The sequence below is a fragment of the Rania fehmarnensis genome (assembly GCF_056494185.1).
On record NZ_CM151398.1, the window covers coordinates 2,537,519 to 2,549,355 of the forward strand.

12 protein-coding genes are annotated in these 11,837 nt (G+C 53.6%); 3 read left to right on the forward strand and 9 right to left on the reverse strand.

Annotated elements, in window-relative coordinates; all coding sequences use genetic code 11:
• Positions 1-150: 150 nt before the first annotated feature.
• Complete coding sequence (locus SH573x_RS08455) at positions 151-492, reverse strand: hypothetical protein (RefSeq protein ID WP_479354140.1); 342 nt, start codon at positions 490-492, stop codon at positions 151-153.
• A gap of 123 nt (positions 493-615) precedes the next feature.
• The gene (locus tag SH573x_RS08460; protein ID WP_479354142.1) at positions 616-1,479 is read right to left on the reverse strand and encodes a tetratricopeptide repeat protein; all 864 of its coding nucleotides are present in this window, start codon (positions 1,477-1,479) and stop codon (positions 616-618) included.
• Between the two features lie 568 nt (positions 1,480-2,047).
• Here SH573x_RS08460 and SH573x_RS08465 point away from each other — a divergent pair.
• The gene (locus tag SH573x_RS08465) at positions 2,048-2,269 is read left to right on the forward strand and encodes a hypothetical protein (RefSeq protein ID WP_479354144.1); all 222 of its coding nucleotides are present in this window, start codon (positions 2,048-2,050) and stop codon (positions 2,267-2,269) included.
• Between the two features lie 836 nt (positions 2,270-3,105).
• Here SH573x_RS08465 and SH573x_RS08470 read toward each other — a convergent pair.
• From SH573x_RS08470 to SH573x_RS08485, 4 genes are all read right to left on the reverse strand, one after another.
• The gene (locus SH573x_RS08470) at positions 3,106-3,387 is read right to left on the reverse strand and encodes a hypothetical protein (protein ID WP_479354145.1); all 282 of its coding nucleotides are present in this window, start codon (positions 3,385-3,387) and stop codon (positions 3,106-3,108) included.
• 211 nt (positions 3,388-3,598) lie between these two features.
• The gene (locus SH573x_RS08475; RefSeq protein ID WP_479354147.1) at positions 3,599-4,045 is read right to left on the reverse strand and encodes a hypothetical protein; all 447 of its coding nucleotides are present in this window, start codon (positions 4,043-4,045) and stop codon (positions 3,599-3,601) included.
• Positions 4,046-4,140: 95 nt separating this feature from the next.
• Positions 4,141-4,959 carry a hypothetical protein gene (locus tag SH573x_RS08480; protein ID WP_479354129.1) on the reverse strand — a complete coding sequence of 273 codons (819 nt, stop codon included), beginning with the start codon at positions 4,957-4,959 and terminating at the stop codon, positions 4,141-4,143.
• 1,226 nt (positions 4,960-6,185) lie between these two features.
• Positions 6,186-6,446: a hypothetical protein gene (locus SH573x_RS08485; protein WP_479354127.1), complete on the reverse strand. Its 261-nt coding sequence runs from the start codon at positions 6,444-6,446 to the stop codon at positions 6,186-6,188.
• A gap of 1,358 nt (positions 6,447-7,804) precedes the next feature.
• On the opposite strand from SH573x_RS08485, the gene rimI reads away from it, so the two are divergent.
• The gene (rimI, locus tag SH573x_RS08490) at positions 7,805-8,320 is read left to right on the forward strand and encodes a ribosomal protein S18-alanine N-acetyltransferase (RefSeq protein WP_479354149.1); all 516 of its coding nucleotides are present in this window, start codon (positions 7,805-7,807) and stop codon (positions 8,318-8,320) included.
• A gap of 204 nt (positions 8,321-8,524) precedes the next feature.
• The gene (locus SH573x_RS08495; protein WP_479354151.1) at positions 8,525-9,445 is read left to right on the forward strand and encodes an amidohydrolase family protein; all 921 of its coding nucleotides are present in this window, start codon (positions 8,525-8,527) and stop codon (positions 9,443-9,445) included.
• Between the two features lie 282 nt (positions 9,446-9,727).
• Here SH573x_RS08495 and SH573x_RS08500 read toward each other — a convergent pair whose 3' ends face one another.
• The 3 genes from SH573x_RS08500 to SH573x_RS08510 all read right to left on the reverse strand — a co-directional run bounded on the left by SH573x_RS08500 (position 9,728) and on the right by SH573x_RS08510 (position 11,734).
• Entirely contained in the window at positions 9,728-10,852 is a 1,125-nt protein-coding gene (locus SH573x_RS08500; RefSeq protein WP_479354152.1) for an aminotransferase class V-fold PLP-dependent enzyme, read from the reverse strand.
• Between the two features lies 1 nt (position 10,853).
• Positions 10,854-11,336: a DinB family protein gene (locus tag SH573x_RS08505; RefSeq protein ID WP_479354154.1), complete on the reverse strand. Its 483-nt coding sequence runs from the start codon at positions 11,334-11,336 to the stop codon at positions 10,854-10,856.
• A 128-nt stretch (positions 11,337-11,464) separates the two neighbouring features.
• A complete protein-coding gene (locus SH573x_RS08510) occupies positions 11,465-11,734 on the reverse strand; it encodes a WXG100 family type VII secretion target (RefSeq protein ID WP_479354155.1) in 270 nt (89 codons plus the stop codon).
• Positions 11,735-11,837 lie beyond the last annotated feature (103 nt).

An 11,837-nucleotide genomic window follows, 5' to 3' on the forward strand; every position in this document is an offset into this window, starting at 1 on the left:
AGTTAGCGACAGAACGGCCCGGATCACCCCGCCGCGAGGGATTGGATGACCACATTGACAAAGCACCGTTCGCGGCTGAGGTGCATCCGATGGTTCATCGATTGTATTCTGGAGGTTGATCGATGTGAACATCAGCGATGCGCGATTCAGTCAGGGTGCATCGACGTCTTTTTGATTCGGCGTTGCGCGGAGTTTCATGACGGTAGAGATCAAGACGAGGATTGATCCAACCAAAAAGCAGGCAAGGGTCGCAGAAAAACCAGCAAGTGCACCGATCGAGTAGTCCATGCCATTTGGCAGTGAGAGGATCCAGTTTGTCGTCGACGAATAGGGCGTATAAAAAGTGAACCTCTCAGAAAAGATGAATATGTACGCCGCAATTCCAAGGAGCATCAATCCAGCAACCATCAGCGCATGTCCAAATTTCTTCCCGCGAGATGGATGTATTCGAGCAGACTTTAAAGGCGCTACGTAGGGATTGGAGTCTTCCATTCCAGTGGACTCAGTTTAACTCGATGAACGTTACCAATCACCCGGCGGCGACGATAGATTGTCCATTTGAAAACGCCCGACTTCGCCGCTCGGGTGCATTGGATGGTTATCCCGCCTTCTGTGTCAGAGCCCCACTTGTTCTCGAAGGTGACTGACATCAAGGCCACAATAGTCTGCCTGATCGAACATTTCTTGGGCATACTCGCGATCCGGTTCAACGCCATCACCAGTTGCAAAAATCATGGCAAGGCCAGCCATTGCAGATGGATTGCCAGCATCTGCGGCCTTTTCATACCATTTGATTGCTTCGGTCATGTTTTTGGGCGTTCCGCGTCCGGTAGCGCTGCAGGCACCAAGATTATACATAGCCCGTGAATGCCCAGCATCCGCGGCGCGTCTACACGCATTGTATGCCAGTTCTTCGTCGACCGGAACACCGAGACCGTTTGCGTAGTGTGCATATATTTCAAACATTGCGTCAGTGTTGCCGAGATCAGCCGGGCGTTGCTGTAACTCAAATCCTGATTCTGGCGAGGCAGCAACACCAAAGCCGTGAGTTGTGAGCAATGCGAGAATATAAATCGCATCAGCGTTGTCGGGATCGGACGTGACGATATCCGAAACGAATTGAAATGCCTGTTGCTTTTCGGGCTCGCTTGCAGTGTCGCGTTTGAAGAACCAACGAATTTTGGCCAGTTCAAGTTTCGTGTTTTCGACGTTTGCATCAATCGCAGAGCCAATCGCATGTTCGGCAGATTCGAGATCCGGTTCGCCGAAGTCGGGATAAGCGTGCCACCAAGCGAGAGTTACCCAAGCGTTCTTATTTCCATATTGAGCGGCAGTTGCGTAAGCCGTCGGAACCTTGGCCACCTCATCGATTGTTAGGATACCGAGCATCATGTCGCCACGAGCGATCTGATTGCGCGTTGCGTTGGCCCATGCGACCAATTGTTCAGCGACAGAGCTCGACGGCAGTGCCTGTAGCAAAGCGTCGATGTCATTCTTGTCACTCATGGTTTGTTCTTGCGGGATAACGGTTCGCAATCACCGCGGCCGCCGGGATGATTTCGTTAGTAAGTTGGAGATGACCGGCGGCTCCGGTGCATTGCCTGGTTCCCGATGTTTTGGCACCCAGGCAATCCAGCTTGCAGTATAGCCGGTCGACAATTGGAGCCGCAACATCTGCATCGGCCAAGGCTGATTGAACCACAGAGGCACAGAGAACACAGAGGAATACCACCACGGTTTATCGATTGTCCGTTCGGCAGCATGTCTTGAACTTGCCAACAACCTTCGCCGATCGCGCGTGCCGGTGCCTGACGGCGACCGGCAGAGATTCTACCGGCCCTTCAGGCCTGGACGTTCGCTGATGAGCGTTTACTCCTTCGGTTCCAGACCAACAGTCTGCGCAGCTAACTTTCAATGCTCGGAGCGTTGGAGTCAAGCCAACTCAGTGTCCAGGCCTGAAGGGCCGATAGAACCTCTGCCGGTCGCCGTAAGGCACCGGCAGGCCGACAGCGCAACTGCCGGTACGAACAAGAGCAAGCATTAGTTGATGCATAAAGTATTGCGAGCATCTGACATCGGGAACGCTCGCGTTGACCGTCGCCGCGTCGATTGTTTAACCATTGAGAAAGCGGCAGCCAACGCGGCTGCGGTCCAACGCTTGGTTCCCGATGTTTTATCTGAACCCGGCACCTCAGCTTGGAGTATAGCCAGTATGCCATTGAAGCGGCAACTAAGTTTTGCATCACGCCAGTTTCATCGGTCTGGCTGAATCCGTTATTCCATTTGACAGATCGCACTGGATCTCGAAGCCAGTCGCCTCAAAGAAAAGATTCATCGTCCATCAACGATTCAGTATGGCAGTAAGACATTCGCGGTTTGTCAGGCATTCCATTCGCGGCCAGCGCCTCTACGGCCCCACCGAGCTTGCTCGGTGGACCGATGACTTCTTCGGCTAGAGTGCTAGCCAAAAAGTCGTGCTCCCACCGACACAAGGTCGGTGGAGAGCCCAGCGCACATTAGTTTACGCATCAAGTATTTGACATCGGGAACGACCGCGTTGACCGATGCCGCGGCGCACGATTCTCAGCTGGCAAAACGCAAACCACCGCGGCTTCGGTCCAACGCTTGGTTCGTCCGATGTCATTCTGGCAAGTTTTAACTACAAAGCGAGCGTCGGGTAGTAACCAATTAGATTCTCCGGCACCGAGTTTTCGATACTTTCGAGTACGCCGTCACGGAGTCTCAATTCGATGACCGCGTCATGCTGTTCGTCAATCTCACCGTTTAGGCGCGTCTGCCAATATTCAAGAAACGGCTGATTATTCCATCTCGAGCGAACTCCGTCCCAATCGAATTTTGAGCAGTATACCCAAATTTCGGATGAGTCAGGGTGTGGCCCAAAGACATCCGGTTGTCCGAGAATTGCAGTAATCTCTTCAGCTTCAGTTCCTAACGGTATGGCTGTGACTTGTGATCTTAAAAAAGTAGTTCGTCGATAGTCCCTTTGGAATGGCAGAGTCGCAAACCACGAGGTAACAACACAAACTATTGACAGTGCGATCCAAAACCGCTTCTTCCGCATCAAGCTCATTGAAGGCACTGATCTCAAAAGGACGAACGTTTGCGATCAGCCGGTTCGAGCGGTTGATCAAATAGTAAGCTGGGGACGATCGAGAACTCGGTTGCATCGCTTTGTTCCCGCTGTTTTTCGGCACCCGGCAATTCGGCTTGGAGTATAGTCGGAGTGCAATTGATGCGGCAAACAAGGTTTTGCCCATCGCTAGTTGTATGGGCCTGACTGAACCAGCATACAGGCTTGCCAGTCTTTCGACAAACCAAGTGAACCGCAGATGGCGCAGATGGTCGCAGATTTTGGTTGAATGTCATCTGCGTGAATCTGCGAAATCTGCGGTTAAGTCCAGAACTCGCCAGCCAGCTCCGTCGATCGCAGTGATCTTCGAAGCGAGCCATTTCAAATCAACAATCGATCAACCAACACGCGTTGACCTTCAGCATGGCAGCATGACCAGTATGTCAATCGCCGCATGTCGGTTCTGACAGCGGGAACGCTGGCGATCACGCAGTCGCCGCCAAAAAACTATGATTCAAAATAGCGGCTGACCGGCGACTTGCGTGCATCGCTTGGTTCGTCAACCGCGTTAGGTAACAAGCTAGCAGCAAATCCAATCGCACCGCCACCGAAAACCGCGAATGCCAGTAGCAATCGATAAAAAAACAGGTGCCAAGCGTAGAGCCGGTTGTACTCGAAGTTGCTCATGAAATTCGTCGGAGGATCAACGAGGTAAGACGGAACATATCGCCCTATACCGAGCCCGAGCAGACCACCGAGGATTCCAAGCACTGTGTAAGCGTACCAAGGGCCTTGGAGCCAAAGCCGCAGGCTCATTGAAACCACGAGAGCACCGAAGACTGCCCCAACGAACGATGTCGTAATCACAAACGGCATGTAGCCAATCCTCAGCGCAGCAATACAAGCAGCGATGGCTGCGATCGAGAGCATGGCGATTGCGTATATTGCTGTCATGCGGTTCTGGTTGACGAACGTTTGCGATCAGCCGGTTCGAGCGGTTGATTGGTTAGTAAGCTGGGCACGATCGAGAACTCGGTTGCATCGCTTTGTTATTTGGTTGGCTTGTTTGCCATTTCCGGTGAACCAGTCCCCTCGTTAAGCCGTTTGATGAGTTTGCCAAACTCAACTCGGTATGTATTGTAGGTCGGCTTGTGAGGGACGATTCCAGAAAACTCCATCCAATTCTGTTTCGCAAGAATCAGAGGCTGAGCGTCGAAATCGACATCGACCAACGCGTGAAGGTCTTCCCGTGTCACCGACGCGAGATCGGGTGATCGCGAGAAAATTGATTGCGATTCTTCCGCTGAGGTTGCGTCGCTAGCGAACGGATCGCCGGAGCCAAATGGATCTGTCGATTGTGGCTTGCGGTTGTTGATCTCGCTGATGACGCCGGAAAGATCATCGTCCAAGTCGGCCCACGTGCGAGGCCATCGTTGGGTGCGAGCATAGAATCGGTCGATTGCAGTGGCGACGATTGCAGCCGCATCGTTGTGAATCTCTGCAATCTCATTTCCTTGCACTGGTGACAAAATTGTGGACTCGATTTGGCGAGATAAAGGCCACACACAGACTACCAACGTCAATGCACACATTACCGCTGGCAAATACAGTCTCCGTTTCAGGAGTATGGTGATGAAGCCGATTGCTAATATCCCAAGCAGCAGCAGCCCGACGACGAGATAAGACTGCCTCCAAAGCCCAGCATTCGCAAAGGGAATGGTTCTTTCGTCAACGGTGTTGTTGACGCTTACCCAATACTTCGAAATCAATGAGATGGGAACGGCCAATACGGTGATCGCCAACAAAAGTTGGTTGAAACTGAAGCGGAATCGGATGTTTTCAGCTTCGCTTTCGGTTTGCCGCTTCATGGCAGTCGCCTCATGGCCAAATAACGCTTGCGATCAGCCGGTTCGAGCGGTTGATCAAATAGTAAGCTGGGGTCGATCGAGAACTCGGTTGCATCGCTTTGTTCCCGATGTTTTTCGGCACCCGGCAACACGGCTTGAAGTATAGCCGGTATTCAATCGAAGCCGCAACTACGTTTTGCCGATCGCCAGTTTCATCAGTGCGCAGGAATACAAAAGACAGATTGAACCACAGAGGCACGGAGACACAGAGAAGAGCAACCGCCGTTGCCGATTGTCGTTCTCGCTGCGTGTCTTTTCTAGCACCCACCGATTCCGTGCTGTCCGATTCGCAGTAATCTCCGAAGTAAATCACCCCAATGCAGCTTCTGATGATCCAAGACGCATTTGTCTTCAGCATGGAAGCACGTCCGGTGTCCCTGCGGCCCCACCGAGCTTGCTCGGTGGACCGGTGACTTCTTCGGCTAGAGTGCTAGCCAGAAAGTCGTGCTCCCACCGACACAAGGTCGGTGGAGAGCCCAGCGCACATTAGTTTACGGATCAAGTATTTGACAGCGGGAACGCTTCGCATCAGCGGGCCGGCGTGAGATGCGTTGATTGCAAAACCGACCCGACCGCCGGCTCCGTTGCATGCGGTTGTTCTGTCGCGTTGTCTTTTGACGTTAGATATGGATGAAGCAACTGGTGCATTGACCTGATCCCCATTTGACATCAGTGTCCAACGTTTCGCAACAGACTGGGCATGTCGTTGGTTCGCCGTCGTCGGTGTCGTGAAAGTACCACATTTGCGTTGGAATCTTTGTGGATAGCTCACGAGCAATCTGCCGACCGGATATGTTGATCTGTCCGTTTGGGTCTAACAACCGTTGTTTTGCGTAGTCCTCATATTCGCCTGAATGAAGCCATAGCCGATATAAGGCACTGGACGCGGAAAACCAATGAGCAATGGCGTCCGTTTCGTCCGCGGTAAGCGTAATTCTTTCGGGATCAACCTCGCGGCGGCAAGAACCACAGTGTATTGGATTGTCGGTCAACAAGTCGACAAGTAGCAACGACGGGACAGCGTCGCATTCGCAGGATTCGATATCTGTCCAAGGTCGCAATTTGTCGTAGGAGCTCATGGATTCGGCGACAGAACGTTTGCAATCACCCGGTTGGCGCGATTGACTGTCCATGTGAAATCCGGCACCGCCGCCAACTCGGTGTGCATTGCATTGTTCGCCTTTTTTTCATGGTAGCGGCCGAATCACCGGCTGCAAAGTGAAATGGCGTTCTATGAACTCAAACGACTCCTGATAAGGCTCTGCCGACCAAGTGCCGATTTCATTGTGAATCTTCTCGTCCCAAAGGCAAATGACCTGGCAGTCAGGATCAAGCTGGATGGCAAACGGATGGGGAATCAAGCAGACGGCATACGAATCCTCGGTCTGATGGCAGTCTGCTCGATAGTATCGAAGTGCAGCATAGCAGTCCGGAAGTAGGTTGGCCATTTTATCGTACAACTTACAGCCAAATCCAGAATACCGGCGGGAGACGTCGTCGTGAGTTTCTGGAGTGTAGGTCCAACTATCGGTTAGGAGCGAATGCATTTAGACGAACCGCTCTTGGGTAAAGGCGAACGTTTGCAATCACCGCGGCCGCCGGGATTGATTTTGTTAGTATGTTGGAGATGAGCGGCGGCTCCGGTGCATTGCCTAGTTCCCGATGTTTGGGCACCCAGGCAATCGAGCTTGCAGTATAGCCGGTCGACAATTGAAGCCGCAACTTCGCTTGGCTGCTTTGCCAGTTTCATAGGCGTGTCTGCATCAGCCAAAACCTATTAAACCACAGAGACACAGAGAACACAGAGAGTTACCACCACGGTTTATCGATTGTCCGTTCCGCAGGATGTCTTGAACTTGCCAACCACCTTTGCCGATCGCACGTGCCGGTGCCTGACGGCGACCGGCAAAGATTCTACCGGCCCTTCAGGCCTGGGCTCTGGCTGATGAGCGTTTACCCGCTTCGATCCCAGACCACCATGCAGCGCAGCTAAGTTTCAATGCTCGGAGCGTTGGAGTCAAGCAAACTCAGTGTCCAGGCCTGAAGGGCCGACACAACCTCTGCCGGTCGCCGTAAGGCACCGGCAGGCCGGCGGCGCAAGTGCCGGTACGAACAAGAGCAAGCATTAGTTGATGCATAAAGTATTGCGAGCATCTGACATCGGGAACTTGTTCTTATCCCAGTTGGGGTTTGGATAACCGGATTTTGGGGTCTTATCCCTGGTTTGTCAACTTAATTATCCCCGGTTGAGCGGCACTTATCCCAGTCTGCGCGAAACCGGGATAAGTACTTATCCCAGTTTCAACGTATGAGGGATAAGTACTTATCCCAGTTTGTGACAATAAAATAGGCGGGCTGAGGGGCTTGGGAAGGTCGTGGGGTGATGGCCTGCCTGCGGTGAGTTCAACGGGATCAGCCAGATGCGGGCGCTACGGCACGAAGAATCAGACGACCGTGAGCCCGGAGCAAACCAGCTCAGCGGCTGTTGTTGGACCAGGCTTTGGGGATCGCTTCGACATTCAACGTGATAACCATGGCAACTGCCAGCACAGGTGTGCTCTCCGCATTGACCGTGCAATAAAGTTAAGCTGGTGGAGTAGTTGATGCCCCGCTACACTGCTGGTTGGCTAAGAGATAGCATCAGTGAGCGATACTGTTAAATTGCCCTGCCGATGCCATTCTTGTATAGCTACGACTTCCATCCAGTCGCAACTGGCTGACATGAGTTTTCGTCTTGGCTCTCCGAGGCTGATTTGATACTCTGGCCGCTCACACGAACCCCACAGAGATGCAGGGAGCAATGCAAATGCCGAGTGCAGGAAGCACCACTCAGTACACCAACATTCGCTGGATGATTCGTCGCGATATGTCGGCTGTCTTGGATATTGAACAACAGAGCTTTGAGTTTCCCTGGAGCGAGGAAGAGTTTATTCGCTGCTTGCGACAGCGCAATTGCATCGGCATGGTAGCCGAACGCGATTCGCAAGTTGTGGGCTTTATGATCTACGAGCTTCATAAGAATCGCTTGCACCTGCTGAACTTTGCAGTTTCCGCTGCAATTCGACGCTCCGGTGTGGGTACAGCTATGATCGACAAGTTGGCCAGCAAGCTGACGCCTGATCGGCGTAATCGCATCATGCTGGAAGTTCGCGAGACCAATCTCGATGCGCAGATCTTTTTCCGCCAACGGGGTTTTCGAGCGATTTCGGTTCTGCGCAGCTTCTACGAAGACTCGCCCGAAGATGCTTACCTGATGCAATATCGCCATCGCGCTGCGGTCGACGAAATGGAAACCAGCAGTTCTGATCGCATGGCCGGTTAATGATTACCTCGCACTAAGCCGCAGGCGTTAGCCTCGGTTATTAACACGTTCACGGCCGGTGGACTAGGGAACCGGGGCTAACGCCCTCGGCTTAGTAGAACCGGGGCTAAGGCCCTCGGTTTAGTTGGAACCGGGGACGCCATTGCGTATTCCCGGTTAGCTACAATAGGAGCCTCACCTCAAATCCAACTGGGAGGCTCTATCTTGATTTCACGACGCGATTTTTTGGCTACCTCCAGCGCTTTGTCGCTGGCTGCTGCGCTGCAACCAACTAGTTTTGCTGCTGCGCCAGCGGATGGGTATATCGATGCACACGTTCACGTGTGGACGCCGGATCTGAAAAAGTATCCGATTAGCGCGGACTTTACTGTCAAAGACATGGCTCCGCCCAGCTTCACGCCCGAAGAACTGTTCGCGCACTCGCGACCGGCTGGTGTGACGCGCATCGTGTTGATTCAGATGAGCTTCTATCAATACGACAACAGTTACATGTTGGACGTGATGCAACAATACCCGCAGGTCTTCGGTGGCGTTGCCATCATCGATCCGGCGCAGAGCGATGCACCAGCTAAGATGAAACAGCTGGCTGCCAAAGGCGTGCGGGGTTTTCGCCTGTACACCGACAAGGCCAAAGCCGAAAGCTGGGCTAGTTCCAGCGATATGAAAACCATGTGGTCCACCGCCGTGGATACCGATCAGGCGATGTGCCTGCTGGCCAACCCCGATGCGCTACCGGCTGTCGACGCGATGATCGCCAAGTTTCCCAAGACGCGCGTGGTGATCGATCACTTCGCCCGCATTGGAGTCGGTGGCAAAATTGAAACAGCCGACCTCGACAACCTGTGCAAGCTGGCTCGCTATCCGAATGTCTATGTTAAAACTTCTGCCTTCTACGCACTGGGGGCCAAGACCGCACCGCACCGTGACTTAGTACCCATGATCAGGCGGCTGGTAAAAGAGTACGGCGTTAATCGTTTGATGTGGGCATCGGACTGTCCCTACCAAGTTCAATCCCCGCACACTTACGCTGCGTCGATCGATCTTATCAAGACGATGCCTGAACTCAGCGAGGCTGATCGACAAGCTATTCTGAAAGATACCGCCGAGAAGGTGTTTTTCAACTAAGCCGAGAGCGTTAGCCTTTGGAGTGCGGAAGCGTCAGCTTCCGCTTTGATGTCAGCGTGATCTGTCCCGCACTACAGTTGCTCAATGCGGTCGCTTGGCGGTGAGGAACCACTTCTTCGTTTGCCTCGCCTGGCGGCTACGGGTTAAACGAGTCAATCGGCCAGGCTAGACGCACCCTCTAACCAACATCAACCCTCTAACCAACATCAAAGCTACGGCTGCGCCGCAGCACTCCAAAGGCTGCGCCGCAGCACTCCAAAAACCGAGGCTAACGCCTACGGCTTAGGTGAAGTTCGCTAAGACGCTTACGAGTTTTTCGATGTCTTCGCGCGTGTTATAACCGTGGAGGGCCATGCGCAGGCGACCGGCGTGGTGCATGACGTGCACTTGCTCTGCCAGTAGCGCTTGGTTGATCGCTTCGCTACGCTCGTGTTGAAAGGCGACGATACCGGTGGGCAGGCTCGGCTCGTACGCACACATCGGTGTGAAGCCAAGTTGTCGCAACTGGCTATCGAGCGCTTGGACCAGAGGATCGACATGACGGCCGATAGCATCGATGCCGATTTTTTCGAGATAACGCAGCGCGGCGTTGAGGGCGTAGATGGCTGCGAAATTTGGCATGCCTACTGAAAAACTGGCGGCACCACTTTTCAGCAGAGCGCGTTCAAATCGATCAGCGCTAAACGCATTCTCGATGTGATACCAGCCACCGGCGTTGGTGGTCAACCGCGATGCACTGGCGGCAGGAATTCCAATGATACAGCCACCATGCACACCGAGTGTCCATTTGTGAGTGCTGGAGATGACGATATCGGCCAGTCGAGCATCGACCTTGACTCGGCCCAGCGCCTGAGTCACATCCAAGGCCAAGATGGCTCGCGGGGCGTGGCGCCTGACGGCTTGGGCCACGCGCGCGAAATCGACTCGATGTCCATTGTAGAAACTGACCAGCGATAGTTGCACTAGCTGCGTGCGTTGACTGAGCACCTGTACCAGATCATCGATGATCAACTGGCCATCGCGCGATTCCCATAACTGAACGGTGATGCCTGCCGTGCTAGTTAACCAGGGAGTAGCCCCGGCTGGAAAGTCGAGATCGTTGATGACAACTTCATCGCCTTCGTCCAGTTGCAGAGCGGTCGCCAGCAGATTGTAAGCTTCCGAGCTGCACGAGCAGAATGAAACTTCGTTGCTGGCCAGTCCGACCATGCGGGCAGCCACTTCGCGACAGGCTTCGACTGCGGCAAAGTGGGCTTGTCGACCATGCATGCCTTGTTGCTTGTCGCGCCAATATTGCTGCAACGCTTCGCCCACGCACAGCGGAGGGATACTCTCCGCGGCCGTGTTCAAGTAATGCATACCGCTGAGGGTCGGGAAATCCGCCGCGCGCGTAGCCGCATCGAGCATCTCAAATCACCACTGGTTTGTTAAGTTGTCGGCGCAGAATTACCCATTGGCCACAATGCATTAGCCAGTGAGCACCAACCATATTCAGAAGGGCTGCAACCGTCGGCGCGTAACTGACACCCGTTTCCTTCTGCCAATCCGCATCCTCGACCTGGTCAACAATCTTAAGCAAGCCGCTGCGGACGGCTTGATAAGTTTGCATCAGCTCAGCTTTGGTGCAAAACCGCGTTGGATCATCATGCGCGGCATTTTCTTTTGTGTACTTCTCTGCAAAGCCGGCAGGCAACTCCGGCATTGAATCAGGCTTGGCCATCTTGGCCATTTCATATTCCGAAGCGATCAAGTGCCCCAATTGCCAATTCAGATGATTGCACTGGGGATGCGGCCGCTTCATGAGCTCTTCATCGCTCAAATCATCGACATAGGCCATCACGACCATTTGCGCGGTATCCAGTCCAATCTTGACAGCATCGTTCGGACGCATAGCTCGGCTCCCTACAACAAGTGTGCTTCGGTGGTTTGAGCCGACAACTATAGCAGTCCGTGGCACAAGCTTCCAGCCAGTGTGGCCAGTTCGATACCGTGGCGTTGTATCTCCGCGCGGTGCCCGCCCTAACGCTGCAAGTATTGCTCGATCAGCTCGGCCTTCTTGAGCAGGTAGGGGATATGGAGTTCGGAGCGTTCGGCCAGGCGTTGAACCTGGCGGAGTTGTTCATCAAACTCTTCGGCGAATTTATTATGTTCCTGGTCGCGCCAAGATTCGCTCAAACGGCCCATGGCTTGTGTAAGTGTCGTAGTCGAATCCCGCAATTGTTGGTTATACCGACGCAAGAGAGCTGCGAATTGCCGCAGTTGTTCGGGGTCGACGATTGCTTGAGCCATGTGAGGGTTCCTTGTGACGGTTATAATGCAATGTATTGTACGCCCCTGGCTGCGGGCTGCCCAGCTTGTGCTCGACGCCAAGTTAACAGGGGGAATCGCTGAC